The 26,034-nt window shown below is 70.2% G+C and carries 27 protein-coding genes; 18 read left to right on the top strand and 9 right to left on the bottom strand.

Annotation, left to right across the window (positions count from 1 at the left end; translation table 11 throughout):
• The first annotated feature begins 46 nt into the window (after positions 1-46).
• Positions 47-901 (top strand): acyl-CoA thioesterase, encoded by an 855-nt coding sequence (locus I4Q42_RS06555; protein ID WP_198575264.1) that lies wholly within the window; start codon positions 47-49, stop codon positions 899-901.
• A 12-nt stretch (positions 902-913) separates the two neighbouring features.
• On the opposite strand, the gene I4Q42_RS06560 is transcribed toward I4Q42_RS06555, so the two are convergent.
• Positions 914-2,794, bottom strand: coding sequence for an HWE histidine kinase domain-containing protein (locus I4Q42_RS06560; protein WP_198575265.1), 1,881 nt, complete (start codon positions 2,792-2,794; stop codon positions 914-916).
• 194 nt (positions 2,795-2,988) lie between these two features.
• Between I4Q42_RS06560 and I4Q42_RS06565 the strand changes: the two genes are divergently transcribed.
• The 3 genes from I4Q42_RS06565 (at position 2,989) to I4Q42_RS06575 (ending at position 4,459) form a co-directional block, all read left to right on the top strand.
• Complete coding sequence (locus tag I4Q42_RS06565; RefSeq protein ID WP_198575266.1) at positions 2,989-3,339, top strand: hypothetical protein; 351 nt, start codon at positions 2,989-2,991, stop codon at positions 3,337-3,339.
• Positions 3,340-3,356: 17 nt separating this feature from the next.
• Positions 3,357-3,737, top strand: coding sequence for a hypothetical protein (locus tag I4Q42_RS06570; RefSeq protein ID WP_232792926.1), 381 nt, complete (start codon positions 3,357-3,359; stop codon positions 3,735-3,737).
• Positions 3,738-3,841: 104 nt separating this feature from the next.
• On the top strand, positions 3,842-4,459 hold the full coding sequence (locus tag I4Q42_RS06575; RefSeq protein WP_198575268.1) for a superoxide dismutase: 618 nt from the start codon (positions 3,842-3,844) through the stop codon (positions 4,457-4,459).
• A gap of 74 nt (positions 4,460-4,533) precedes the next feature.
• Here the strand turns inward: I4Q42_RS06575 and I4Q42_RS06580 are convergent, their stop codons facing one another.
• A complete protein-coding gene (locus I4Q42_RS06580) occupies positions 4,534-5,370 on the bottom strand; it encodes a metallophosphoesterase family protein (protein WP_198575269.1) in 837 nt (278 codons plus the stop codon).
• Entirely contained in the window at positions 5,367-6,224 is an 858-nt protein-coding gene (locus I4Q42_RS06585; protein WP_198575270.1) for a diacylglycerol/lipid kinase family protein, read from the bottom strand. The genes I4Q42_RS06580 and I4Q42_RS06585 overlap by 4 nt, the downstream gene beginning before the upstream one ends.
• A 167-nt stretch (positions 6,225-6,391) precedes the next feature.
• Between I4Q42_RS06585 and I4Q42_RS06590 the strand changes: the two genes are divergently transcribed.
• The 4 genes from I4Q42_RS06590 (at position 6,392) to I4Q42_RS06605 (ending at position 8,134) form a co-directional block, all read left to right on the top strand.
• On the top strand, positions 6,392-6,733 hold the full coding sequence (locus tag I4Q42_RS06590) for a YMGG-like glycine zipper-containing protein (RefSeq protein ID WP_110133347.1): 342 nt from the start codon (positions 6,392-6,394) through the stop codon (positions 6,731-6,733).
• A gap of 128 nt (positions 6,734-6,861) precedes the next feature.
• On the top strand, positions 6,862-7,326 hold the full coding sequence (locus I4Q42_RS06595; protein ID WP_198575271.1) for an OmpA family protein: 465 nt from the start codon (positions 6,862-6,864) through the stop codon (positions 7,324-7,326).
• Between the two features lie 301 nt (positions 7,327-7,627).
• Complete coding sequence (locus tag I4Q42_RS06600) at positions 7,628-7,846, top strand: hypothetical protein (RefSeq protein ID WP_198575272.1); 219 nt, start codon at positions 7,628-7,630, stop codon at positions 7,844-7,846.
• A gap of 15 nt (positions 7,847-7,861) precedes the next feature.
• Complete coding sequence (locus I4Q42_RS06605; protein WP_198575273.1) at positions 7,862-8,134, top strand: hypothetical protein; 273 nt, start codon at positions 7,862-7,864, stop codon at positions 8,132-8,134.
• A 109-nt stretch (positions 8,135-8,243) separates the two neighbouring features.
• Here I4Q42_RS06605 and phyR read toward each other — a convergent pair whose 3' ends face one another.
• Complete coding sequence (gene phyR, locus I4Q42_RS06610; protein WP_198575274.1) at positions 8,244-9,035, bottom strand: anti-anti sigma factor/receiver protein PhyR; 792 nt, start codon at positions 9,033-9,035, stop codon at positions 8,244-8,246.
• A 231-nt stretch (positions 9,036-9,266) separates the two neighbouring features.
• Here phyR and nepR point away from each other — a divergent pair, with 231 nt between their 5' ends.
• The 5 genes from nepR (at position 9,267) to I4Q42_RS06635 (ending at position 13,289) form a co-directional block, all read left to right on the top strand.
• A complete protein-coding gene (gene nepR, locus I4Q42_RS06615; RefSeq protein WP_198575480.1) occupies positions 9,267-9,452 on the top strand; it encodes an anti-sigma T factor NepR in 186 nt (61 codons plus the stop codon).
• A 2-nt stretch (positions 9,453-9,454) separates the two neighbouring features.
• Positions 9,455-10,060 carry a sigma-70 family RNA polymerase sigma factor gene (locus I4Q42_RS06620; RefSeq protein WP_198575275.1) on the top strand — a complete coding sequence of 202 codons (606 nt, stop codon included), beginning with the start codon at positions 9,455-9,457 and terminating at the stop codon, positions 10,058-10,060.
• Positions 10,057-11,769, top strand: coding sequence for a sensor histidine kinase PhyK (phyK, locus tag I4Q42_RS06625; RefSeq protein WP_198575276.1), 1,713 nt, complete (start codon positions 10,057-10,059; stop codon positions 11,767-11,769). Before I4Q42_RS06620 ends, phyK begins: the two co-directional genes overlap by 4 nt.
• Positions 11,770-11,837: 68 nt before the next feature.
• A complete protein-coding gene (locus I4Q42_RS06630; RefSeq protein WP_198575277.1) occupies positions 11,838-11,975 on the top strand; it encodes an entericidin A/B family lipoprotein in 138 nt (45 codons plus the stop codon).
• Between the two features lie 210 nt (positions 11,976-12,185).
• Positions 12,186-13,289 carry a hypothetical protein gene (locus I4Q42_RS06635; protein ID WP_198575278.1) on the top strand — a complete coding sequence of 368 codons (1,104 nt, stop codon included), beginning with the start codon at positions 12,186-12,188 and terminating at the stop codon, positions 13,287-13,289.
• Here the strand turns inward: I4Q42_RS06635 and I4Q42_RS06640 are convergent, their stop codons facing one another.
• The 3 genes from I4Q42_RS06640 to chpT all read right to left on the bottom strand — a co-directional run bounded on the left by I4Q42_RS06640 (position 13,290) and on the right by chpT (position 15,268).
• Positions 13,290-14,120: a CheR family methyltransferase gene (locus tag I4Q42_RS06640; protein WP_198575279.1), complete on the bottom strand. Its 831-nt coding sequence runs from the start codon at positions 14,118-14,120 to the stop codon at positions 13,290-13,292. It lies immediately after the preceding gene.
• Entirely contained in the window at positions 14,117-14,494 is a 378-nt protein-coding gene (locus tag I4Q42_RS06645) for a response regulator (RefSeq protein ID WP_198575280.1), read from the bottom strand. Before I4Q42_RS06645 ends, I4Q42_RS06640 begins: the two co-directional genes overlap by 4 nt.
• Positions 14,495-14,572: 78 nt before the next feature.
• Positions 14,573-15,268, bottom strand: coding sequence for a histidine phosphotransferase ChpT (gene chpT / locus I4Q42_RS06650; protein WP_198575281.1), 696 nt, complete (start codon positions 15,266-15,268; stop codon positions 14,573-14,575).
• Positions 15,269-15,394: 126 nt separating this feature from the next.
• Here chpT and I4Q42_RS06655 point away from each other — a divergent pair, with 126 nt between their 5' ends.
• The 5 genes from I4Q42_RS06655 to I4Q42_RS06675 all read left to right on the top strand — a co-directional run bounded on the left by I4Q42_RS06655 (position 15,395) and on the right by I4Q42_RS06675 (position 23,538).
• Positions 15,395-15,586 (top strand): DUF3553 domain-containing protein, encoded by a 192-nt coding sequence (locus I4Q42_RS06655; RefSeq protein ID WP_198575282.1) that lies wholly within the window; start codon positions 15,395-15,397, stop codon positions 15,584-15,586.
• Positions 15,583-16,362 (top strand): 3'(2'),5'-bisphosphate nucleotidase CysQ, encoded by a 780-nt coding sequence (cysQ, locus tag I4Q42_RS06660; protein ID WP_198575283.1) that lies wholly within the window; start codon positions 15,583-15,585, stop codon positions 16,360-16,362. The genes I4Q42_RS06655 and cysQ overlap by 4 nt, the downstream gene beginning before the upstream one ends.
• 201 nt (positions 16,363-16,563) lie before the next feature.
• Positions 16,564-18,930, top strand: coding sequence for a TonB-dependent receptor (locus tag I4Q42_RS06665; RefSeq protein ID WP_198575284.1), 2,367 nt, complete (start codon positions 16,564-16,566; stop codon positions 18,928-18,930).
• Between the two features lie 168 nt (positions 18,931-19,098).
• Complete coding sequence (locus I4Q42_RS06670; protein ID WP_232792928.1) at positions 19,099-21,771, top strand: PAS domain S-box protein; 2,673 nt, start codon at positions 19,099-19,101, stop codon at positions 21,769-21,771.
• A gap of 99 nt (positions 21,772-21,870) precedes the next feature.
• Positions 21,871-23,538 carry an MFS transporter gene (locus tag I4Q42_RS06675; protein ID WP_198575285.1) on the top strand — a complete coding sequence of 556 codons (1,668 nt, stop codon included), beginning with the start codon at positions 21,871-21,873 and terminating at the stop codon, positions 23,536-23,538.
• Between the two features lie 41 nt (positions 23,539-23,579).
• Here the strand turns inward: I4Q42_RS06675 and I4Q42_RS06680 are convergent, their stop codons facing one another.
• Positions 23,580-25,340 carry a heparinase II/III family protein gene (locus I4Q42_RS06680; RefSeq protein ID WP_198575286.1) on the bottom strand — a complete coding sequence of 587 codons (1,761 nt, stop codon included), beginning with the start codon at positions 25,338-25,340 and terminating at the stop codon, positions 23,580-23,582.
• A 9-nt stretch (positions 25,341-25,349) separates the two neighbouring features.
• The gene (gene rpe, locus I4Q42_RS06685; RefSeq protein WP_198575287.1) at positions 25,350-26,009 is read right to left on the bottom strand and encodes a ribulose-phosphate 3-epimerase; all 660 of its coding nucleotides are present in this window, start codon (positions 26,007-26,009) and stop codon (positions 25,350-25,352) included.
• Positions 26,010-26,034: the final 25 nt, after the last annotated feature.

Consider the following 26,034-nt stretch of genomic DNA (forward strand, 5'->3'; position numbering starts at 1 on the left):
GCGTTAGCCTTGCCCTGACGCTTCGTGGGGCCTATCGCAGCGCACCATGCAGACGCCCGAGAACCTCGCCGACATCCTCAGCCTCGAAGCCATCGAGGTGAACCTGTTCCGCGGGATCAGCCCCAACGACGGCTTTCCGCGCATCTTCGGCGGCCTGGTCATCGCCCAGGCCCTGACCGCGGCCTACAAGACCGTGCCCGACCGGGTCTGCCACTCGCTGCACGCCTATTTCATCCGCCCGGGCGACGTGAACGCCCCCGTGCTCTACGAGGTCGAGCGGGCTCGTGACGGCGGCACCTTCACCACCCGCCGGGTGGCCGCCATCCAGCACGGCGAGCAGATCTTCAACCTGGCCGCCTCGTTCCAGACGCCGGAAGTCGGGCTGGAGCACCAGTTCGAGGCGCCGAACGTCCCCGCGCCGGAGACCCTGCCGACCGAGGCCGAGTATCTGCGCAGCCTGGGCGACCAGATCCATCCCAAGATGCTGGCCTTCATGGAGCGCCCGCGCCCCGTGGACCTGCGCTGGATCGATCCGCAGAACCCGGTGAAGCCCGAGAAGAAGTCCGGCGAAAAGCAGGTGTGGATGCGCGCCGTCGCCCCGCTGGGCGAGGACATCCGCATGCAGCAGGCCGCCCTCGCCTACGCCTCCGACATGGCTTTCATGGAAAGCGCCCTGCGCCCCCACGGCCTGGTCTGGACGACGCCGGGCCTGCAGGCCGCCAGCCTCGACCACGCCATGTGGTTCCACCATCCCTTCGACTTCAACGACTGGACCCTGTTCTCGCAGGACAGCCCCAGCGCCTCGCAGGGCCGGGGCCTGGTGCGCGGCCAGATGTTCGGCCGCGACGGCCGGCTGGTGGCGTCCGTGGCGCAGGAATGCCTGATGCGGATCCGGAAGTAGGCGCTTCGCGCCTCACCCCCGCCCGGTCACCGACGCCAAAGCCCGGGCGATCTGGTGGACATTGTAGGGCTTGCGGACGATCGGGGCGTCGAAGCCCATGGGCGCGGCCTTGTCGGCATAGCCGGTGGCGAACACGAACGGCCGGCCTTCCTTGCGCAGCACCTCGGCCACCGGGGCGACCGACTGGCCATTGAGGTCGGCGTCGAGCACGGCCGCGTCGAAATCCTGCTCCAGCATCGCCAGGGCCTCGCTGAGCTCGGCCGCGCAGCCGACCACTTGGACGCCGCTGTCCTCCAGGCCCGCCTCCAGCTCCATGGCCAGCAACAGCGAATCCTCGACGATCAGCACCTTGAGGCCTGCGATGGCCCCGGCGCGGAAGTTCTCGTCGCCGCCGCCGATGGTCTCGACGATGCGCTCGGGCTCGACCTCGGCCGGCTCGGGCTCGGGGCCGTCGGCCAGGGCGGCCGGCGCGGCGTGGATCATCGCCGAGACGCCGCTGCGGCGGTAGTCGATCTTGGCCTCGCCGCCCAGCTCGCGCCCGACCACGTCCTCGACCAGGGTCGTTCCGAAGCCGCGGTTGGTCGGCGGGCTGGTGGTGGGGCCGCCGGTCTCCAGCCATTCCAGGCTGAAACCGCCATCGGGCGAGCGACGCCAGACGATCTCGACCCGCCCGGCCTCGGTCGACAGCGAGCCGTATTTGACAGCGTTGACCGCCAGCTCGTGCAGCGCCAGCGACAGGGCGGCCGCCGCGCGCGGGGTCAGGAACAGCTCGGGTCCGTCCCACCGGGTCTGGTTCGGCGCCAGGCCGCCCAGCTCGGCGGCGGCTATGCGGCCCAGGGTGGCCCCGCGCCAGCGGGCGGCGCTGATCAGGTCGTGGGCCGAGCTCATCGACTTCAGCCGCGCGGCGAAGGTCTTGAGGAAGGCGTCGAGGGAAGAGCTCTTGCGGGCCGACTGGGCGGCGACCGACTGCACCACCGCCAGCAGGTTCTTGATCCGGTGGTCCAGCTCGGCCACCAGGTTGTCGCGCCGCTCGTCGGCCTCGCGCTGGTCGGTGATGTCCTGCACAACGCCGATCAGCAGGTCGGGCTGGCTCTCGCCGTCCAGCACCATGACGCCGCAGCCGCGGCTCCACTGCTCGCGACCGCCGGGGCTGAGCGCGCGACGATATTCCACCTCGTAGCGGCCGCTCTCGCGCAGCTGGGCGCGCAGGTCCTCGCGGGTGATCTCCCGGTCCTCGGGATGGACGTAGGGCCAGATCGCCTTGCCCTCTTCGGCGGGGATGTCGCCGGCGGGGATGCCGCTGATCCGCGCCATGCGCTCGCTGATGCGGATGCGGTCGGTCTTGATGTTCCACTCGAATTCGCCGAGCCGCGCCGCGCCCAAGGCCAGGGCCAAGCGCTCGCCGTCGAGCAGGCGCTCGGCCTCGGCCCGCGCCTGATCGGCGCCGCGGATCAGCTCCTCAATGGCCAGGTCGGCCAGTTCGGCCAGCGAATCGAGCCGGCCGGGATCATCGGCGCGCGGGGCGTCGTCCTCGACCGCCAACACCCCGACCACCAGGCCGCGCGGATCGCGTAGCGGGGCGCAGGCCAGGAAGGCGGTTCCGGCAACCGCGGCGTGCTGGGACGACCGGCTGCAGCGCAGGACGATGTCGGCCAGCGGCGTTTCGCGGGAAATGCTGTTGGCGGCGTGGCCGACCCGGCCAGCCAGGCGGATATGGTCGGCTTCGATCAGCAACAGAGCGGCGCGCGGGGCCTCGAACAGGCGCGCGGCCAGTCGGGTCAGGCGCGAAAGACGAGGATCGTCGGCGTCCTTCCACGCGTCGGCCAGAGCCGTCGCCGCCCGTAATCTACGGGCCTCCTGATCCGATGCTCGTTCTGCATCCGCGTCCGCCATGATTCGAACATAGACCGGCTTCCCGCCACGCGCGAGCGGCGATCACCCCAGATCGGGGCGTTCGCACGCGATCTTCTGTGGTGAAGCTTTCGCGGTGACGCTAAGATGGGAACTGGCCGCACGGGCTCCGCGTTGTCGGGGCGCAGCTTGACGCTGCATTCCCGTAAAGCCTGCCGCGAACCGGAGACCAGATCATGCCCGCGAACGCCTTGAATCCTGCTCTCAAAGAAGCCGACAAGGCGCAGGCCGCCGCCGGCGTGGCCGCAGAGCACGCCGAACGCAGCTTCGCCGAGGCCGCCACGGCCGCCAAGGCCAGCTTCGCCGACGCCGCCAAGCGCCTGGAAAAGAACCTGCTCGAAGGCTTCGACACCCTGCGCGCCCAGAGCCGCACCTACACCGACACCGCCGGCGCCCAGCTGGAAGACGCCCAGAAGTACGTCTCCGAGCGCGTGCGCGAACGTCCGATCACCGCCACCCTGGCCGGTCTCGGCGTCGGCGTTCTCCTGGGCCTCCTGCTTGCGGGCGGCCGCAGCCACAACAAGTGATCTTCGAAAAAACCCTGATGACGCTGGCAGCGGCCGCGGCGATCGCCGCGGCCGCTGCCGTGAGCGTATTCGCCGCCGCCTTCGCGCTGTTCGCGGTGCTGGCCCCGTTCCTGACCCCCGCCGGCGCGGCCGCCGTGGTCGCCGCGGTGACCGCCTTGATCGTTGCCGTGGCCGGCCTGATCGCCGCCAACCGGGCCGAGTCCAAGCGAACGCGCCATGCGCCGCCGCCGGAAATCAATGGCTTTGCCGAGCGTATCGTGGACATCGTCAAGGACCGCCCGATCCTGTCGATCGGCGCGGCCCTGGCCGCCGGTGTCTTCGCGCTCAGGAACCCGACCTTCACGGCGGCCGTCGCCCAGGCCTTCATGGCTTCGAGACAACCACCGCCCAGACGCTGAAGTTTTTGGCGCTGATTTTCTGGCGCTGAGTTTTTTCCGCGTCAGTGTCTAGCTTTCAACCGCCCCCGGCCCATTTCCCGGGGGCGTTTCGCCATGGAGCAACCATGTTCAAGCTGCCCGACCTGCCCTACGCCTACGAGGCGCTTCAGCCGACGATCTCGGCGGAGACCCTGCACTTCCACCACGACAAGCACCACGCCGCCTATGTGAACGTGCTGAACACCCTGCTGCCGGAAGGCGACACCCGCTCGCTGGAAGCCGTCATCGCCGACGCCGGCCCGGGCAAGGTGTTCAACAACGCCGCCCAGGCCTGGAACCACGCGTTCTTCTGGGATTGCATGAGCGCCGAGACGGCCGGTCCGGGCGAAGCCCTGGCCAAGGCCATCGACGAGACCTTCGGCGGCCTGGCCGGCCTGAAGGAAAAGTTCGTCGCCGAGGGCGTCGGCCACTTCGGTTCGGGCTGGGCCTGGCTGGTCGCCGAAGGCGCCAAGCTGTCGCTGATCTCGACCCACGACGCCGACGGCGCCATGACCAAGCCGGGCGTCACCCCGCTGCTGGTCTGCGACGTGTGGGAGCACGCCTACTATCTCGACCACCAGAACAACCGTAAGGGCTTCCTGGAAGCCTGGTTCGACGCCCTGCCCAACTGGGCGTTCGCCGACGCCCAGTACGCCGCGGCCCAAGGCCAGGGCGAAGCCTGGAAGTACCCCGAGCAAGTCTAAGACGACCGCTTGAAGGGCCGACCTTCGGAAGGGCGCGATCGCAAGGTCGCGCCCTTCCTGCGTTCTGGATCCTTTCAGGCGGCCGGCGCGCAGTTGGGCCGGCGGTTCACCGCCCAGCTGCGCCAGACCACGAAGCCGGTCCGCTCGAAGGCCATGGCGGTGATCCGCATCTCCTTCGCGTCGGTCTCGATGATGTTGAAGCTGGGCGGCACGCCGCGCTCGCGCACCGACAGGGTGCCCGAGCCCACCGCCTGGGTGCAGCCGCCGGCATAGGGGTAGGCGTGGACGAACGGGGCGTGGATGTGCCCGGTGAGCACCAGGTCGGCCCCGGCGCTGGCGAAGGCCTGGGCCGCGGCCTCGCCGCCGCGCACCTTGGCGGTCATCGGCCCGCCCAGCATCTCGACCAGGGGGTGGTGGCAGACCACCACCTTCAGCCGGTCGGCCGGCTCGGCCGCCAACCGCTTGGCCACGGCCCTGGTCTGGGCGTGAGAGACCGCCCCCTTCGACCAGTTCCAGCGGATCTGGGCGCCGCGCGCCGAGTTCAGCGTGAACACCGCCGCCCGCTCGTCGCGGAAGGCCAAGCCGTCGGGCGCGCCGAACCGCGCCTCATAACGTCGCCAGGGCACGGTCAGCCGCTCGGCGATCTCCAGTGGCCCCTTGAACGGCGTGTCGTGATTGCCCGGCGCCAGCAGCTGCGGCGTCGGCAGGCGCGCGAACCAGGCGCGGGCGGCGTCGAACTCGACCTGGGCGCCGTCCTTGGTCAGGTCGCCCGCCCCGATCACCAGGTCGGGCCGGGCGGCATGGATGCATTCGACCGCCGCCTCGACGGCCTCGACATGCTCGCCGCCGAAATGGACGTCGGAAACCTGGACGATCTTGAAGGTCGTCCCCTTGGACTCCGGCCCACTCACGGGGCGTCGTCCTTCAGGGCCAGGGCGCGGAAGGCCTTGGGCCGAAAGCGGATCGAGACGTGGTCGTCCAGCCGCGTCGGCTCGCCGTCGAGAATGGCGGGTATACGGCCGCCGGCCCAGGCTCGGCCAATGCGGCAGCGCTGGACGCTGACCGACGGATCGTCTCGCCAGTCGCCAGTGACCGTCTTGACGCCCAGGCGGAAGATGTCGAGGGCGTTGGTCGGGTCGAGGGCCGCCGCTTCCAGAGCCCGCTCGTCGGCCGCCAGGCCGGTGGAGACCAGGGGGCACATCAGCGTCAGGGCCTCGGCCTTCTCCTTGGGCCGGCCGTCCAGCACGTAGCGCAAACGGCTGGAGAAGGCCCGGCGCAGGGCGCGTTGGGCGCGCATGATCGCCAGGTCCGCCCTCCCCTGCCGCGCGGCCTCGCGGGCCTCGGCCCAGAGGGCGGGACTGCCGAGGATGGCGGCGACGAAGAACAGCTTGCCGGCCACCTCGCCGCCGGAGATCATCCTTTCCTCGCCGTGGGTCAGGCAGGCGGCCAGGGCCTGAGGCCAGGCGCGCTCGCCATAGAGGGCGCGGGGCAGCATGTTCATGGTGCCGCCCGGCAGCGGGGCGATCATCGGGCCGTCGGGACCGGCCATCTCGGCCGCCGCGCGGGCGGTGCCGTCGCCGGCCAGGACGAACAGCACGTCGGGCTTTCGGGCCAGGGCCTCGGTCAGGCAGGTCTCCAGCTCGCCGGAGGCCGGAGCGCAGACCGTGCCATCGACGCCATGCTCGGCCAGGATCGCCTTGGCGCGTTCGGGCGCGTCGCGGCCCACCGATCCCGAAGCGACGTTGGCGATCAGTTCGGCGCGCATGAAGGCTCCCCTCGGCGCGGCCCATGACGGCCGCCGTCCGGAGCTAACGGCGGCGCTTGGCGCGAGTTCCCGGCCAGTTCCCCTGACGACCGCCAGGCCGGTCGCCGGAACTTCCAGCGGTCGTGCTCCGTTTGACTGGCCGGGACACGCTCGAACGGAGAGCCACGATGAAAACCACAATGATCGCCTTGGTCGGCGTCGGCCTGCTCGCCAGCGCCTGCACCGCCACCGGCAACACCGAACGCAACGCCGCCGGCGGCGCCGCCCTGGGCGCCCTCGCCGGCGCCGTGATCGGCAACAATGTCGGCGCGGGCGACGCCGGAACGGGCGCGGCCATCGGCGCGGCCATCGGCGGCACCGCCGGCGCCGTGAAGGGCTGCCGCGAGGACGGCGGCTGCGGCGCCACCAACGTCAATCGCCGTCAGTACTATGACGAGCGCGCTGGACGGTATTACTACTACGACTCGCGCAGCGGTCGTTACTTCTGGGAAGACGGCAGCCCCCGCTAAGGCGGCCACGTCGAAACAGAATTTCGAAGGCGGTCGACGCGCGTCGGCCGCCTTTCGCGTGCCCGCGCTCCTGGAACATGGGGCGGGACGCGGGGGCGGTGTGGTTTTGTGCAGCGAGAGGGCTACGAATGAGCAAGGCGGGCGTTTGGATCGCTGCGGCGGCGATCGGGGTGGCGATGACCGGCTGCGCGACCGGGCCATGGCCCAAGTCGCGAGCGCAGATCGAGGCCCTGCCGGCCGCCTGCGACGACTTCTCGGTCTCGATCTATTTCGACCGCGACTCCGCGGCCATCACCCGCGAGGCCCGGCAGGTGCTGCGCGGCGCGGCCGACATCGCCAAGGGCTGCGTGGCCAAGAACGTCCACGTGGTGGGCCTGGCCGACGCGGTCGGCGCGCCCGACGCCAACTTGGCCTTGTCCGAGCGTCGCGCCGCGGCCGTGACCGGCGCCCTGGCCAAGGTCGGCTTCCGGCAGGTATCGTTCGAGGTCAGCGCGGCCGGTGACGCCGGCGCCATCACCCAAGACGGCGAGGCCCGGCCGCTGCGCCGTCGCGCCGACGTGCGCATCGACCTCGAACTCCCGCCCAGGACCTGAAGAAGCCCAGACAGAAGAAAGGCGGGCCGGTCGACCGGTCCGCCTGAGGCATGACAGAAAGAGGGGGTGCGGAGGCGACAGGCCAGCTTTCGCCAGCCTCAAGTCGGGGGGGCGTCGCCGCCTCCGCAAAGAGTAAACGACCTCCCCCTGAGGGCGTTCCCGAGAATCTCAAAAAATTTTTCGCGTCTCCGGCGAGCGGAGATTCTCGACGCCGCGAGCTTGTAGCCGAGCGGAACATGACCGTGCGCGGAACGTTGTTTCTCCGACCCCGCGATTTCGCGGGCGAATGGGGAGCGATGCGATGATCCGCGCCTATCAAGCCGCGCACGGTGGACTGGTCTTCGAAACCCAGCATCGTCGAAGGCAGGCCCGGAGTTCGCGTCTGCTTGCCCTGGCGACTGTGCTGGGCATGGCGCTGGCGGTCGGCACCGTCCAGCATTTCGCCGCCGCCCGGCTCGACGCCGACCGCGCCGCCGCGTCGCAGGATGCGGCATGGGGCGCGGCCTGGACCGCGAACTAGACCGAGGAGGTCTCCATGGCGACCGACATCAATACCGACCACAGCCCCACCCTGAAGGCCACGCGCGCCCGCCAGGGGCGCTATGGACGCCACATCTTCTGGATCCTGGTGATCTCGACCGTGCTGGCGGCCATCGCCCTGTTCGGGGCCTGGGGCATGCGCTCAGGCGACCTGGCCTCGGTGGAGAACACCAAGGGCGCCACGACGACGGCCGAGGCCCAGCAGGGCACGACCGAGTTGACCGCGCCCAAGCAGGCTCCGGGCGAACAGACCGCGCCGGCCCACTAGGCCAAGCTGGACAGGGAAGGGCCCGCAGAGGCTGCAAGGAAACCGCCCAATGAAAAGCCCCCGGCGATCGCTCGCCGGGGGCTTTGTCGTTTCGAACCGTCCAGAACCGTCAGGCGGCCTGGCGGGCGCGGCGCGGGTGGAAGAACAGCGCCTGGCCGATGGCCGCCTTCACCGTTTCCGGCTGGAACGGCTTAGTGATCAGGAAGGTCGGCTCCGGACGCTCGCCGGTCAGCAGGCGTTCGGGGAAGGCGGTGATGAAGATCACCGGCACGTCGAGGCGGGCCAGGATGTCCTTGACCGCGTCGATGCCCGACGAACCGTCGGCCAGCTGGATGTCGGCCAGCACCAGGCCCGGCGTCTTGCGGGCGACGGCTTCGACGGCCTCGCCGCGGGTGGCGGCGATGTCGATGACGTCGTGGCCCAGTTCACGCACCAGCGCCTCGATGTCGGCGGCGATGACCGGCTCGTCCTCGATGATCAGGACTTCCGTGGCCAGTTCGGCGTCGATCTCGCTCTGGGCGTCGGCGATCAGTCGTTCGACCTCGCCGAAGTCGCAGTCGAGAATCTGGGCGGCCTCGGTCGGCGTGAAGCCTTCCAGGGCGGTCAGAAGGAACGCCTGGCGCGACCGCGGCGCGATGCGCAGCAGGCGTTGCGAGGCGTCGTCCGACAGATCGTCGCGACGGGCTTCGAGCTGGGCGCCCGAAGACAGCCAGATGGCGTGGAACACGCGGTACAGCGCCACGCGGGGCGACAGGGCCGCATCCAGAGAGCGCTCGCCGGCGGCCAGGGCCTCCAGCGCGACGCGGACATAGTGGTCACCGGTGGTCTGGTCCCCGGTCAGCGCGCGGGCGTATCGGCGAACGTAGGGCAGGTGCGGCGCCAGTCGGGCAAGAAGACTCATGACCCCTCCCGTAGAGTGTCTTCGAAACAAAAAAGTCCGTCCATCACGGCAAAGCTATGCCGTTCAGTCGGATGCATAACGTGCCCTGCGCGACGACGGTTCCGTAGGTCTTCGATTTTTGCCACTCTACGCTCAAGCTTATGGAACCCGATGCGGAATCTGGCGTTGACCTCCAGCATTTATAAATTCGGCCGCAGGGGGCGGACGCTGCGCACAACCGGCGTCGAGGACATGATCGAACACGTACCCATGGAAGATCAACGCAAGGGAGCCGCCTCGCTGGACGAGGCGCGGCTTCGTCAGCAGGCCATCGGCGTCAAGCTTCGCCAGATGTTCGACGAGGTGGTCAACGAGCCGATCCCGGACGAATTCCTCGACATTCTGCGAAAGGCTGAAAAGCCTTCGGGAGAGCGTTGAGCATGAGCGAAGCTCAAGTCGGCCGGTCGCCCATCGATCCGGTCCGTGACGAGGTGTTCCGCAAGGAACTCGTCACCCTCATCCCGCACCTGCGGGCCTTCGCGCGCACCCTGACCGGTGACCCGACGGCCGCTGACGACCTGGCCCAGGACGCCATGATGAAGGCGTGGGACGCCCGGGTCAGCTTCCAGCTGGGCACGAACATGAAGGCCTGGACCTTCATGATCCTGCGCAACCAGTTCTATTCGGAAAAGCGTCGCTCCTGGCGCCAGAGCCAGCTCGACCAGGAAGCCGCCGAGCGGACCCTGGTGGCGGTGGACGATCCCGAAGCGCCGGTGGCGCTGGACGAGCTGCGGATGAGCCTGGCCATGCTGCCGCCCGAACAGCGCGAAGCGCTGATCCTGGTCGGGGCCGGCGGCTTCGCCTACGAGGAAGCGGCCGACATCTGCGGCTGCGCGGTCGGCACGGTGAAGAGCCGGGTCAGCCGGGCCCGCCGGGCCCTGCAGGCCATCCTCGAGTCGGGAGGCTACGAACGCGACGGCGGCGCCGCGGGTGACGCGATGCACGCCATCCTGGCCGATGCGGAGCGCCTGAGCACCCAGCGGTGAAGCCCTTGTCCGGCCGCGCGGCGGAGGTCGTCGGCACCATCCGTGTCCGGCTCGGCCTCGCGCTGGCGCTGGCGCTGTTGCCCGTACTGCTGTTCGGCGTGCTGCAATCGATCCTGGCCTTCCGGGCCGAGGACGACGCGCGTCGGCAGAGCCTCGAGCTCGCCGCCGGGCGCAGCGCGGCGATCGCTCGCGCCCGTATCGAAGCGGCCGGCGTGCTGCTCCAGACCCTGGGCCCCGGCTCGGTGGGTCTGGAGTGCGCCCGGCGGCTCGACGCGGTGAAGGATCGCCTGCCCGGCTACGCCAACCTGATCCGCTTCGACACCTATGGCCGCGTCTCCTGCGCCGCCGGCACGACGCCGCGCGACCCGGAACGCTCGCAACGGCCCTGGTTCCTCGACCTGGCCGCCGGCGCCCACCTGGCCGTCGCCCCGACGCCGGGCGCGGTCTATGCCGGCGAGCCCTCGGTGCTGACCGCCGTGCGTTCCGAAGACGCGGCAGGGGTGTTCGACGGCGCCATGGCCGCGGTGCTGACCCTCTCCAGCCTCAAGCCCGAGACCGCGACCCGCTTCCTGCCGGACGGCGCCGAGATCGGCCTGGCCGACACCCGTGGCGCGGTGTTCTCGGCCACCGCGCCGAACGCCTTCAGCACGACGCCGCCGGACCTGCGCGAACGGGCGGGCGATGATCGCACCATCCTGTGGTCGGGCAAGGACGCCCAGGGCCGCCGCCGGCTGTTCTCGGCCGCGCCGCTGGTCGACGACGACGTCTTCGTGGTGCTGTCGGCCCCGGCCCCCGGAATCCTGTCCTGGGCCTCGCTGAGCCCGATCTCGCGGATGCTGCTGCCGATCCTGGCCTTCGCCCTGGCGCTGATCTCGGTGCTGTGGACGACCGAGCGCGCGGTGGTCCGCTGGATCGTCTATCTGCGCCGCGTGGCCTCGATCTACGCCCGGGGCCGCTTCACGGTGCGCCCCCTGCAGGCCGAACGCGCCCCGCCCGAGATCCGCGAACTGGCCGACGCCCTGGACCACATGGCCTCCGGCATCGTCCAGCGCGACGCCTCGCTGCGCGACAGCCTGGCCGAGAAGGACGCGCTGATGCGCGAAATCCATCACCGGGTGAAGAACAACCTGCAGATCATCACCTCGCTGCTGAACATGCAGCAGCGGGCCCTGACCGATCCGGCGGCGCGCACGGCGATGAACGACACCCGCCAGCGGATCACCGCCCTGGCCCAGATCTACCGCGCCCTCTACCAGGGTCCGGACCTCAAGCGCGTCGACCTGCGGCCATTCCTCGAGGAGCTTACCGCCCTGCTGCTGGCCGGCGACATCAACGGGCCGGGCGCGGTGCGCACCGAGGTCCACGCCGACCCCCTGGTCATCGATCCCGACCGCCTGGCCCCGCTGGCCCTGTTCGCCGTCGAGGCCATCACCAACGCCCAGAAGCACGCCCTTCACGACCGGGGCGGGGTGCTGACGGTCGACTTCTTCGTGCGCGGCGAAGAGGCCGAACTGGCCATCGGCGACGATGGTCCCGGCGCCCCGACGGGCCCCGGCGAGGGCGTCGGCCGCACCCTGATGACAGCCTTCGCCCGCCAGCTGCGCGGCACGGTGAAGTTCGATTCCAGCCCGATGGGCGGGCTGCTCGTGCGGCTCGTGTTCCCGACGCCGCAAGCCCTTCCGCCCCCACAATCCCAAGCCGGAACCTAGACCGGTCGGCCACGTTTGCTCTGGGCAATCATCGACGCCCGACAGGGCGAACAGTGGAGAACCTCCCCATGCGCAAGCTCGTCATCCTGGCCGCCCTGGCCGCCAGCCTCAGCGTCGCCGCCTGCAACACCGTCGAAGGCGCCGGCAAGGACGTCTCGTCGGCCGGCAAGGCGGTCACCGACACCGCCAAGGACGCCAAGAACTGATCCTGTCCCACCGGACTGGAAAATGAGGGACCCGCTTCAACCCTGGAGCGGGTCCCTTTCCATTTCGGATCGCCGCGTTACGCCGACGACGTCCAAAACCGGACGCGGCGCTCACCCAAGCCTCAAGCTTTGCAGCGCTGAAACGAAACAGCCCAGCTTTCTGTCCGCCGCGAGATAAGGCGGCCAAGTCCGCAAGCGACGCTGTGGGCCATGATGGTCCCGGTCGCCCCCCACGATCCCTCCCTGGCTCCCGTCTTCGTGCACAGCGGCTGGCGCTGCTCGAGCACCTATGTCTGGAGCCGGTTTCGCGCCCTGCCCGGCGTGCGCGCCTATTACGAGCCCTGGCACGAGCACCTGCAGACGATGACCCACGAGATCATCGCCCGCGAGACGCCCGAGCACACGCGGCTGCGCCACCCGGGCGGCGACCGTCCCTACCTGGCCGAGTTCTCCGAGCTGATCGCGCCGAACGGCGGCGTCGCGGGCTATCAAGAGCGTTTCGCGCTGGACGGCTATCGGCTCGACGCCGAACAGGACGACGCCGAACAGCAGGCCTATGTCGCCGGCCTCGTCGGCCACGCCCAGGCCCAGGGCGAGGTCCCCGTGCTGGCCTGCTGCCGCACCCTGGGCAAGATCGGCTGGTTGAAGCGCCGGGCCGGCGGCTTCCACATCGTGCTGATCCGCGACCCGCTGCAGCAGTGGCTGTCGTTCTATTCCCTGCGCAAGCGGCCCCGGCCGACCTATTTCGAGATCTGCCAGTACGTGCTGATGTCGGAATTCGCCGAGGCCGACGGCCTGCGCGCCGAGCTGCGCGTGCCCGAGTCCCGCGGCCGCGGCTTCGCCGGACGGCTGGCGGCGGTGCGCGAGCGGCTGAAGCGCGCGCCGGCGGCGGTGTCGTTCGCGGCCTTCCTGGCCGTCTATATCCTGTCCTACCTGAAGGCCCTGCCGGAAGCCGACCTGGTCATCGACGTCGACCGCCTGGGCCGCGACGCCGACTATACGGCCACCGTGTCGAAGGCCGTCGCGGCCGGCTGCGGCCTGGCGCCGGACTTTTCGGACTGCCGCACGCCCGAACCGCGCGACACCGCGCCGGCCGTCGCCTATCGGCGGATCTCGCGGCGCGTGGTCGAACGTCTGGACGTCCGGGCGGCCCTGGCCGCGCCGGGGGCCACGGCGCTGCTGTTCGGCAAGCTGGCGCGGGCCATGGTCGACGCGCCCGAACCGGCGCCGTCGTCATGGAAAATGCTGGGATCGTGGCTGCGCGGCCGTCGCGACGTCCTGGCCACGGCCATCGCCCGACGAGCCGCCGCCTAGCTAGGCTGCCGCCGCGCGGAAGGCAGGGTCGCGGGCGAAGACGCCCGGACGGCCCGCGACCGGATGCAGGGCGTCGGCGCCGCCGGCCAGGCTTTCGCCCTCGCCCAGCACCAGCAAGCCGTCGTCGGTAAGACGGGCGGCCAGGCTTTCGACCACGCGGCCGCGCACCGACGGGTCCAGGCCCGGCAGCACGTTGCGCAGCATGATCAGGTCGAAGGCGCCCATCCCCGACAGGTCGGCCATCAGGTTGATCCGCCGCCAGCGCACGGCCTGGCGGATGCGGGGCGAGATCGCCCAGGTCTCGTCCTGGTTCTCGAAATGCTCGATCAGCAGCCGGATCGGCAGGCCGCGCTGCACCTCGAACTGGGTGTAGAGGCCGCTCTGGGCCTTCTCCAGGCAGCGCTCGGACAGGTCGGAGGCGAAGAACTCGAAGCGGACGCCCGGCTCCAGGTCGCGCGCCGCGTCGGCGGCGATGGCCAGGGAATAGATCTCCTGGCCGGTCGAGCAGGCCGCGCTCCAGATACGCACCGAGCCGTCCTTGCGGCGCCGCGACAGCTCCGGCAGCGCCGTCTCGCGCAGATAGGCGAAGGTGGCCCGGTCGCGGAAGAAGGCCGTGTCGTTGACGGTCAGGGCCTCGACCACCGCCCAGATCAGCCGCTCCTCGCGCTTGGCGCGCAGGGCCGCGACCAGGGCCTCGATCGAGGGATAGCCCTCGCGCCGGGCCAGCGGGGCCAGGCGGCTTTCGACCACGTAGTGCTTGTCGATCTCGACCTTCAGGCCGGCGCGGGTGCGGCCCAGGGCCGCCAGCAGGTCCATGTCCTCGGGGGTCATATCAGGCCCGCCTCGGCGAACTTGGCGGCGATGATCTCGCCGTCGAAGGGCTTCATGATGTATTCGTCGGCGCCGTGATCGAGGGCCAGGCGGATGTTCTCGACCTTGTTCTCGACGGTGCAGAACACCACGACCGGCGTGGCGCCGCCCGGTTCCTGACGCAGGCGCTGAAGGAATTCCAGGCCGTTCATCACCGGCATGTTCCAGTCGAGAAGGACGGCGTCGGGCATGGCCGCGCGACACCAGGCCAGCGCCTCCATGCCGTCGGCGGCCTCGGCGATATCGAAGCCGATGTCCTCCAACGCACGGCGGGCCACCTTGCGTATCACCCGGCTGTCGTCGACGACGAGGCAGGTCTTCACGGCGCGCTCCAAATCCTAGACCGCCGAGAGTGGCCGATCCGGGTTAAGGAGCGGTGACGGTCGGGAAAAACGCCGACTTCAGTCCGCGGTTCAGTCGGCGGGCGTCCAGGCGGCGATGCTGACCCGCTCCTCGGCGATCTCGACGCCGATCTGGCCGCCGGCGGCGCGGACCACCGCGAACAGATAGGCCGCCTGCACCCACGGACCGCCCAGGCCTTCGCCCAGCGGCTCGCCCTTCAGGCCCGCCAGGACCTCGGGACGCAGGCGGGCGCGGGGACCGACGGCGTCGGCGGTGATGGCCGTGCGGCCGTCGGCGACGACGGCGCGCAGGGTGGCCGTGCCGCCGGCCGGCAGGGCGCTGGCGGCGATCTGGGCGATGTTGAGCAGGGCGCGCGAGGCGGCCTTGTTCAGCGACTGCGGCGCGATGTCCCAGGTCAGGTTAGGGCGCACATGGGCGAACACGCCTTGCTGAGCGAGTTTTTCCAGCTCGCGGGAATCGAAGTTCTCGGCCGAGGCCGAGGCGCCGAAGGCCACGCGGGTGAACTGCAGCAGCTCGGCCAGCTTGCGGGCCGAGCTGGTGATCAGGCTCATGGCGTCTTCGCGCATGTCCTGGGCGCTGGGATCCTCCAGCAGGTCCAGGCCCGAGACGATGGCGCTGGCCGGGCTGATGAAGTCGTGACACAGGCGCGCGGCCACCAGGGCGGCGAAATCCGGACCATTGACGTCGAGCGCGGCCGGCGGCGGGGCGGCGGGCGCGGGCGAGGCGGGGGCGTCTGCGTCGGTCATGGCCCGATCTTTGGCGTGATTTGGAACTTTGGCAAACGGGACCGCCAAATCGCCCCACCGACTTTTCAGGCGTCGCAGCGTCTAAAACCTCTCACGCTTTGCCCCGCCAGCCTCTATCAGGTGCGGGTGATGGATCCCTTTCTCGAACCCGGCGTCCTTGTGCGCCATCCGGGCCAACCCGACTGGGGGCTGGGCCAGGTGCAGTCGGTGACCGGCCATCGCGTGACCGTGAATTTCGAAGAGGCCGGCAAGCAGACGATCGACGCCCGCGTCGTGACCCTGGACTTCGTCGGCGACGACCCCCGAGGACAAGCATGACCGCCGCGCCCCTTCCCACCGACATTGGTCGCGACCTGGCCCGGATCGTCGAGGCCGCCGCCGAGGTGATCCTGCCATTCTGGCGCACCGAGCTGGACGTCGTGCGCAAGGCCGACGAGAGCCCGGTGACCGAGGCCGACCGGGCCGGTGAGAAGGTGATCCTGGCCCTGCTGGCCGAGCAGTTCCCCGACATTCCCGCCATCTCCGAAGAGCACGCCTGCGAATACGGCACGCCCGACGAGATCGGCCCGCGCTTCTTCCTGGTCGACCCGGTGGACGGCACCAAGGCCTTCGTGCGCGGCGACCCCAACTTCACCGTCAATATCGGCCTGGTCGACAACGGCCTGCCGGTGGCCGGCGCGGTCTGCGCCCCGGCGACGGGCGAGGTCTGGTTCACGGCCGACGGCGGCGTGGTCAAGCGCGAGGGGCCGAACGCCGCCGAGACGCCGGTGCGGGTCCGCGCCTGGCCGCAGGGCGAGGCCCTGGCCCTGGTCAGCCACACCATGAAGGAAGACAAGGCCACGGCCCTGGCCGACCAGTACGGCTTTTCCCTGCGCGCGCCGATGGACTCGTCGATCAAGCTGGCCCGCATCGCCGAGGGCGCGGCCGACATCTATCCGCGCCACGGGCCGACCATGGAGTGGGACACCGCCGCGGGCCACGCCCTGATCGTCGCCGCCGGCGGCCGCTTCACCACCCCGGAAGGCGAGCCCTTCATCTACGGCAAGGCCGACCAGGGCTTCCGAAACGGCTGGTTCGTCGCCCGCGGCGCCTGATCCTCTCCTCCTAGAGGCCTCCTGGCCCTTTCCGAGCATTCAGCGCCCGCCGGCTCCCACCGGCGGGCGTTTTCTTCGAAATGTTTCCGAAATATTGCGCCTAAGAATCATTCTTATTGCCTGGCTATGGCGATGTAGATAAGAACCGCTCGCAAATTCAACGGAGCCGCACAACGGCTCGAGCGGGGGTCTCGAAAAGACATGCGCAAGCCTTCCTCCCCGGCCGCCGTCGGCGTCCGCAGCCACGCCCGTCGCGCCCTCGGCGCCGCCGCCGTCGCCGGTCTGGCCGGCCTGGCGATCGCTCCGACCGCCCTGGCCGCCGAAGCCGACGCTCCGGTCGCCACAGCCCCGGCCACTGCCGACGCCGATGTCAGCGAAGTCTCGGGCGTGAAGGTCGACGCCCGCAAGCCGGCGCCGGAGTCGCCGAAATACACCGCCAAGCCGCTGGACACGCCCCAGACCATCACCGTCGTGTCGCAAGGCGTGATCGAGGCCCAGAACCTGCTGTCGCTGCGCGACATCCTCTCGACCGTGCCGGGCATCACCTTCGGCGCCGGCGAAGGCGGCGGCGGCTTCGGCGACAGCATCAATCTGCGCGGCTATTCGGCCAACAACGACCTGACGATCGACGGCGTGCGCGACAGCGCCCAGTACAGCCGCTCGGACCCCTTCAACCTCGAACAGCTGGAAGTCGTGAACGGCGCCAACGGCGTCTATTCGGGTTCGGGCTCGGTCGGCGGCACGATCAACATGGTCACCAAGCGCCCTGGCCGCCGCGACTCCATAGGCGTCAGCGCCGGCGTGGGCACCGAGGGCTATCTGCGCGCCACGGTCGACGCCAACCAGCGCATCGGCGAGACGATCGCCGTCCGCCTGAACGCCATGGCCCACAAGAACGACGTGCCCGGTCGCGACGTGGAAAAGTTCGAGCGCTGGGGCGTGGCGCCGTCGATCGTCTTCGGCCTGGAGGGCCCGACCCAGTTCACGATCCTCTACAGCCACCAGGAAGACACCAACACGCCGCAGTATGGGGTGCCGTTCTATAACGGCCGCGCTCTGCCGGGAGTCGATCCCTCGAACTACTACGGCTACAGCAACGTCGACACCCAGGAGCAGACGGTCGACGTCCTCACCGGCATCATCGAACATCGCTTCAGCGACAATTTCTCGATCCGCAACCTGGCGCGCTTCCAGAAGGTCACCCAGCTGACCATCGTCGATCCGCCGCAGGGGACCTTCTGCCTGGCCAACGGAACCAAGGCCGCCGCCTGGAGCCAGACCAACCTCACCGGCTTCACCGCCTGCCTGGCCACCGACCCCGCCCCCGGCTTCTACCAGCCCAGCGGTCCGCGCGGAAACCTGCGGGATTCCGAGAACACCCTGCTCTACAACCAGACCGACGCGACCCTGAGCTTCACGACGGGCGCCCTGAAGCATCGTCTGGTGGTCGGCGCGGCCTTCCTCAGCGAGGACTTCCACCTCGACACCGGCAACGTCCTGCGTACCGCGACCGGCGGCGCGGTGACCCTGCCGACGATGAACATCGCCAACCCGAACACGGTCTATGCCGGCCCGCGCAACTACTTCCGGTCCAGCATCCAGGACGGCGAGCGTCGCAACCAGTCGAGCTATGCGTTCGACAACGTCGAGCTCAGCGAGCAGTTCGCCTTCAACTTCGGCGTCCGTTACGAGTACAACGAAGGCGAGAACCGCACCGACAACTACGCGACCACCGGCGTGGTGACCCCGGGCACGGTGTTCGGCAACGACGAGCATCTGGTCTCGTATCGCTTCGGCCTGGTCTACAAGCCGATCCCCAACGCCAGCCTCTACCTGGCCTACGGCAACGCGCAGACCCCGTCGCAGGCGACGGTCAACGGCGCCGGCGCCTGCTCGGTCGCCACCTGCACGGTCGATCCCGAAGAGGCCGAGAACTTCGAGCTGGGCGGCAAGTGGGACCTGCACGGCGGCCGCCTGTCGCTGACCGCCTCGGTGTTCCGCAACGACCGCAGCAACTACAAGGTCGCCTCAGGCGATCCCACCGTGCCCGACCAGCAACTGGACGGCAGCGCGCGGGTCGACGGCGTGGCCCTGGGCGCTTCGGGTCGCCTCACCGACAAGTGGTCGGTGTTCGCCAACTACACCTATCTCGACAGCAAGGTGCTGCAGGGCGTGTCGGACTACAACGCGGCTCTGGGCCTGGACTTCACCAGGGGCGACCCGCTGACCAGCGTGCCCGATCACGCCTTCAGCCTGTTCACCACCTACGACCTGCCCCGCGACATCCAGGTCGGCTATGGCCTCACCTACCAAGGCGAATACTACCTGACCCAGCACGGCCAGGTGACCGCCGTCCCGCCGGTGCGCACCAGCTTCCCGCTGGTCACGGCCGAGGACTACTGGGTGCATCGCGCCACGGTGTCGTGGCGGGTGAACCGGTCGCTGGACCTGCGCCTGAACGTCAACAACCTGTTCGACGAGGTCTATTACAACCGCGGCCGCAACAACGGCTGGGCCACGCCGGGCGAACGCCGCAGCGCGCGCCTGACCCTGAACTACCGCTTCTAAGGTCGACGTCTCCACACGTCGATCAAGACCCCGCCCGGAGCGATCCGGGCGGGGTTTTTCGTTCCTGGACGCGGGGGTGCGAAATTCTTCGCCCTGCACGGTCGAACGCCAACCTAAAGTTTACCCTTGCACGCGACGATCCGCCTCACCTTCCGCCGGGAGTTGGGATTGTCCTCGCCGCCCTCGCCAGACACGCCGCCCGCGCCTCTGAGCCAGGCCGAGAGCGCCCAATGGTTCTTCGAGAACGCCCACGACCTGTTCGCCGTCGTGGTCGAGGGCCGCTTCGTCACCGTCAATCCGGCCTGGACCCGACTGACCGGCTGGGCGACCGCCGAGCTGATCGGCCAGCCGGCCTTCGACTTCGTCGATCGCGAGCACCACGCCGAGCTGGCCGAGGCCAGCAAGGTGATCCGCGCCATGGGCGGAACCGTGCTACGCGTGCAGATGGTCTGCAAGGACGGCCGCCGCGTCTGGCTGGAGGCGCACGTGCGCCTGGGTCCGGCCGGCGAGATGGTCGGCACCCTGCGCGACATTTCGGTCGAGGTGGCGCGCAAGGCCGAGCAGGCCGTCTCGCGCCGCACCCGCGACATGCTGGCCTCGGCGGCCGGCGTGGGCGTCTGGAGCTTCGATCCCGTCACCCAGCGCATAGACTGGTCGAGCGACATCCTCAGCCTGACGGGACTGCGTCCCGAGCAGGTCTCGACCCCGGACACGTTCTACGCCCAGCTCGACGAGCCCGAGCGCAGCCGCGTGCGGGCGACCTTCACCCGCGCCGTGCGCACCGGCCAAGGCGGCACGATCGAGCATCACATGCGCGGCGCCACAGGCCAGAAGTTCTCGTTTCGCGCCACCTTCCAGACCGAGCCGCGGCCGGGCGGCGTGTTCGCCCTGCGCGGCATCTCGCAGAACATCACCGAGGTCGCCCGCGACCGGGACCTGGCCCGCTGGGGCGAGCAGAAGTCGCGCCGGCTGGTCGAGAGCGCGCCCTTCGCCGTGGCCCTCTACGACCGCGACCTGCGCCTGAAGGTGGTCAGCCCGCGCTTCCTGGAGATCTTCCAGGCGACCGAGGCCGAGGTCGTCGGCAAGTCGCTGCAGGAACTGACCTACGGCGCCCGCAAGCGCTTCGTCGCCGCCGTCGAGCGCGCCCTCACCGGCCAGACCGTGGTCCGCCGCGAGGACAGCCTGACCGACGGCCAGGGCCGCGAGCATCGCCTGCGCTGGGAGGCTCGCCCGTGGCGCGACGCCACCGGGGCCATCGCTGGCGTCATCACCTACATGGACGACGTCACCGCCCTGGCCGACGCCCGCCGCGAGGCCCGCGCCAACGCCCGGCGGCTGAAGACCGCCCTCGGCGCGGCCCAGGCCGGGGTCTACGAGATCGACCACGTCGAGAAGTCGTTCTGGGCCTCGCCCGAGTTCCATCGCATCCTGGGCGGCCGCATCACCTTCGACGACGTGCGCCAGGCCATCTGGCCGATGATCCGCTCCGAGGACGTGGCCGCCGTCTACGCCGCCGGCGCGGTCGGCCGCTGGGGCGAGCGGGCCTTCGACGCCCGGGTCGTGCGCCCCAACGGCGAGGAGCGCTGGATCCGGCTGTTCCACGAGGTGCGCCGCGACGCCTCCGGTCGGGTGCGCAAGGCCTACGGCCTGGTGCTGGACATCGACGAGCAGAAGCGCGCCGAGCTGGCCCTGGTCGAGGCCGAACGCGCCGCCCAGGCCGCCAACGAAGCCAAGGCCCAGTTCCTGGCCAATATGAGCCACGAGATCCGCACGCCGATGAACGGGGTGCTGGGGATCATCCACCTGCTCAAGCGCCAGGGACTGTCGGCGGAGGCCGATCACCTGCTGGGCGAGGCCCTGGCCTGCGGCCGCATGCTCTCGACCCTGCTCGACGACATCATCGACTTCTCGCGGATCGAGGCCGGCCGGCTGGACGTGACGCCCGAGCCGATCGATCCGGCCGAACTGGTGCGCGGCGTCGCGCGGCTGCTGCGCGCCCAGGCCGAGCACAAGGGCCTGGCCCTGATCGTCGAGGCTCCGGACGTCGGCATCGTGCTGGCCGACCCCACCCGGCTGCGACAGGCCCTGTTCAACCTGGTCGGCAACGCCGTGAAGTTCACCCTGTCGGGCTCGGTGGCCCTGCGCCTGCGCCGGCTGCCCGATGATCGCCTGGTCTTCGAGGTGGCCGACACCGGCGTCGGCATCGCGGCCGAGGCTCAGGCGCGGCTGTTCCAGCGCTTCCAGCAGGCCGACGCCAGCACCACCCGCCGCTTCGGCGGCTCGGGCCTGGGCCTGGCCATCACCCGTCGCCTGGCCCAGATGATGGGCGGCGAAGTCGACTTCACCTCGGCAGAGGGCGAGGGCTCGACCTTCCGCCTGACCATCGCCGCCCCGCCGGTCGCCCAAGCCCCGCAGGACGACGCCGCCGGCGAGCGCATGCTGGAAGGCCTGAAGATCCTGGTGGTCGAGGACAACGCCACCAACCGCATGGTCGCGCGCCGGATCCTGGAGATGCTCGGCGCGGCGGTCGAGACCGCCGAGGACGGCCTGTCGGGGGTCGAGGCGGCCGAGCGCGGCTTCGACCTGATCTTGATGGACGTGCAGATGCCCGGCGTCGACGGGCTGGAGGCCTCGCGCCGCATCCGCGCCCTGCCCGGCCCGGTCGGCGCCACGCCGATCGTCGCCCTGACCGCCAACGTCCTGGCCCACCAGCGCGCCACCTACCTGGCCGCCGGCATGAACGGCGTGGCCGCCAAGCCGATCTCGCCCACGGCCCTGCTGGCCGAGATCGTCCGCGTGGCCGAGACCGCGGCGACGACGGCGAAGGCGGCCATCGCCTGACGCCAGGCGAGCAGACAGCGTTCGTCGACCATCGCTCCCAAGGCTTTCCACGACGCGGCGTTCCAGGCTAATCCTCCAGGCAATTAGGGGGATTTCCGAATGACGGAAACGACGGGCGGCCAAGGTCGCGGAGACGGCGCCTCGATGCGCACCGTGGTGGCGGCCTCGTCGGCCGGCACGGCCTTCGAGTGGTACGACTTCTTCATCTTCGGCAGCCTGGCCCAGGTCATCTCCAAGACCTTCTTCACGGGCCTGTCCGACACCGCCGGCTATGTCGCCGCCCTGGCGCTGTTCGGGGTCGGCTTCGCGTTCCGGCCGCTCGGCGCGCTCGTCTTCGGCAAGATCGGCGACCAGGCCGGCCGCAAGGGCGCGTTTCTGGCCACCGTGCTGCTGATGGGCGGCGCGACCTTCGCCATCGCCCTGCTGCCCACCTTCAAGCAGGCGGGGATCATCGCCCCGATCCTGCTGATCATCCTGCGCTGCGTGCAGGGCTTCGCCCTGGGCGGCGAGTACGGCGGGGCGGCGATCTACGTCGCCGAGCACTCGCCGGCCGGCCAGCGCGGCCGGGCGACCTCGTGGGTGCAGAGTTCGGCGTCCCTGGGCCTGTTCGCGGCGCTGCTCGTCATCCTGGCGACCCGCTGGCTGCTGGGCGCCCTCGTCGGCCCCGAAGCCTTCGACGCCTGGGGCTGGCGCATCCCGTTCGCCGTTTCGATCGGCCTGCTGGCGGTCTCGGTCTGGATGCGCCTCAAGCTCAGCGAAAGCCCGACCTTCGCCCGCATGAAGGAAGAGGGCGCCGCGTCCAAGGCGCCCTACGCCGAAGCCTTCGGCCAATGGAAGAACCTTAAGCTCGTGCTGCTGGCCTTCTTCGCCGTCATGTCGGCCCAAGGGGCGGTCTGGTACACGACCTTCTTCTACATCCAGACCTTCATGGAAAAGTTCCTGAAGGTCGCGCCCGCCACCATCAACGGCCTGATGATGGCGGCCGCGGCGGTCAGCGCGGTGCTCTACGTGGTGTTCGGCGCCCTGTCGGACCGGATCGGCCGCAAGCCGGTGATGCTGGGCGGCATGACCCTGGCCCTGGTCTTCTATTTCCCCGGCTTCCATCTGCTGGAGCGCGCCGCCAACCCGGCCCTGGCCGAGGCCTCGGCCCGGGCACCGGTCAGCGTCACGGCCGATCCCGGCGACTGCGCCCTGCAGTTCGACCCCATCGGCAAGGCCGCCTTCGTCTCGTCCTGCGACATCGCCAAGAGCAGCCTGGCCAACGCCGGCGTCTCCTACGCCAACCAGGCCGGCCCGGTGGGTTCGCCGGCCGTCGTCCAGATCGGCGAGACGCGCATCGTCTCGAAAAGCGCCAAGGGCCTGCCCCCGCAGGAGGCCAAGGCCGTAAAGGCCGCCGGCGAAGCGGCGATCAAGGCGGCGCTGGCCAAGGCCGGCTATCCGACCGTCGCGGACCGGGCCCGCATCAACCTCTGGGGCGTGTTCGGCGTCCTGCTGGTGTTCGTGATCGGAGCCACGGCCCTCTATGGCCCGCTGGCCGCGGCGCTCGTGGAGCTGTTCCCGACGAAGGTGCGCTACACGGCCCTGTCGCTGCCCTACCACATCGGCACGGGCTGGATCGGCGGCTTCGTGCCGTTCAGCGCCTTCGCCATCGTCGCGGCGGTGGGGGATATCTATGCGGGGCTCTGGTACCCGGTGGTCTTCACCCTGATCAGCGTGCTGACGACGCTGTTCCTGCTGCCGGAGACGAAGGGGCGGTCGCTGGATTGAAGCAGCCTTAGGAAAACCTCTCCCGTGGGGAGAGGGGCAGTTTAGTGATCCGCCGCGCGCGCCAGCTTCCAGCGGATCTTGGCGCCCTTCTCGGCGCGGACCTGGCTCTTGAGCACGATCACCCCGGCCTGCCGGGCATGGCCGTGGTCGAAATGGGGAGCCGCCAGCACCGACACGTCGGGAGCATCGTTGCGCAGCCACCAGCCGATGTTGGACGGGCCCTTGATCAGCACGCTCTTGCCGTCGCGCGCCAGGGAGGCGCGGGCGTCGGGATGCAGGTGGAAGCTGATCTTGAAGGGGTGGTAGCGACGCGGGCCGTCGGCCTTGGCCTCGGCCATCGGGATCAGGCTGTCCTCGCCCCGCAGTTCGTCGGCGGCGAGGTCGAGGAACAGGCGGCGGGCGTGCTTGAGGCCCAGACGCCGCCAGCCGTCATGGACGATGTCGAGCCAGACGCCCTGCTCGCCGTCGTGGCGGCGGGATTCGACGCTGGTCGCGCCGTCCACCAGCCAAGGGCCGAGGGCCGTCGCTCGGAAGCCCGACAAAGGCCGGCCGGCCGAGCCGTCGCCCACCGACACGGTCGAGGCGGCGTCGGACAGCCGGAACGCCTGGGCGTTGGCGGCCTCGGGGCTCCAGCCGCTGGAGGTGATCAGCCGGTCCTTGCCGCAGATGATCTCCAGGGCCGCCGGCTGGGCGCAGGCCGAGCGGCTCAGCGCGCCGACGGGCGGTGCGCCGGCGTCGGCCATCACCTGGATCGTGCCGCCCTGCATCTTCTGGAAGCCGGCGTGGGGCATGTCCATCGGCGGCTGCGGGCCGTGGTCGTCATGGGCGAGGGCTGCGGCGATGCGGGGCTGCTCGATCGCCTCGCCGCCATGGAAGGCCGCCAGCCGGCCGTCGGCGAGGGTGAAGAAGCGCGCGCCCGACGACAGCCGGTCGATGGCCCGGCTCATCGCCTCGGGCGTCGGCCGGCCGCGCTGGCCCAGGGCGTCATCGAGGGTCAGCAGGTCGAACAGAAGTTCCAGCCCGGCCTCGGGCGAGCGCGACGCGTGGCCGCCGTCGGCCAGGACGATCGTGTCGAGCTCGCGCTGCACGCGTCGCAGCCCCTCGCCCATCAGCCGGTCGCTGGCCTTGCCGACCAGGGCCGTGCCGGCGATCGTCACCACCACCGCCCGTTCGAGCACGCGGTCGGGGGCGTCCGAGGCCTTCAGCAGCTGGCGGGCGCCGCGGGCGATGTCGAGGGCCAGGGCGGTCGCCTCGGCGTCCGACGCGCCCGGCGAAAGCGTCTTTGCGGCGCAGGCCAGGTGAAAGGTGCGTCGCTCCAGGCATTCGCCCGACCACGAAAACTGGTTCCAGGTTCCAAACACCCGCCGCCAGTCCTGGATCAGGCGCAGAGCCCGGCGCGCGCCCTCGGGCCCCTGGGCCAGCAGGTTCGGCAACCAATCGAAGCGGTGCAGGGCGATGGCGAAGGCGCGCGAGGGGCTGGGGGTGTCGAAGGGATCGCCTTCGGCCCCGACCCGCAGGCTCTCGTCATGCAGCGTGAGGACCCCGTCGAGCAGCTGGCGGCCGCGATGGGCGTCGACCGGACGGGGATCGTGCGGCCGGGCCGCAAGACCGACCGGCTTGGGATTGGAGATCAGCGCCCGATGCGGCGGCGAGCCGAACCACTCGCGCTCGAACCCGGCGCGGGCCGAGGCGGCGATCGATCGCGCCAGCACCACGCCGCGCCGCAAAGGACGCCCCGGGGAACGTCCGTTCGGACGCCCGGCGGCCTTGGAAGCGGAGGGCGTGTCGGGCGCGCCGTTCATGCGGTGGCGTCAGTCCCCTTTGAGGGCGCGGATATTGGCGGCGTAGGCGTCCGGACCGCCCTTGAACACCGCCGAGCCGGCCACCAGGGCCGTGGCGCCGGCGGCGACGCACTGGGGCGCGGTGACCGGGGTCACCCCGCCGTCGACCTCGACGATGACGTCCAGGCCCTGGGCGTCGATCAGCTTGCGCAGGGCTTCGACCTTGCGCAGCTGGCCGGGAATGAAGCTCTGGCCGCCGAAGCCGGGGTTGACCGACATGACCAGCACCAGGTCGACGTCCTCCAGGATCCATTCAACGTGGTCGAGGCTGGTCGAGGGGTTGAACACCACCCCGGCCTTGGCGCCCAGCTGGCGGATGCGCTTGAGCGAGCGGTGCAGGTGCGGGCCGGCTTCCGGGTGGATGCTGATGATGTCGGCGCCGGCCTCGCGGAAGGCTTCCAGATACGGATCGGCCGGGCTGATCATCAGGTGCACGTCGAACGGGATCTTGGCGTGCGGCCGGATGGCTTTGACGATGTCGGGGCCGAGCGTGATGTTCGGCACGAAATGGCCGTCCATGACGTCGACATGCACCCAGTCGGCGCCGGCCGCCTCGATGGCGGCGACTTCGGCGCCCAACTTGGCGAAGTCGGAGGCGAGGATCGACGGAGCGATGATCGGCGCGGTCATGGTGTTCCTGGCTTACCGGGCAAAG

The organism is Caulobacter hibisci (assembly GCF_016135805.1).
GTDB classification, from domain to species: Bacteria; Pseudomonadota; Alphaproteobacteria; order Caulobacterales; family Caulobacteraceae; genus Caulobacter; species Caulobacter hibisci.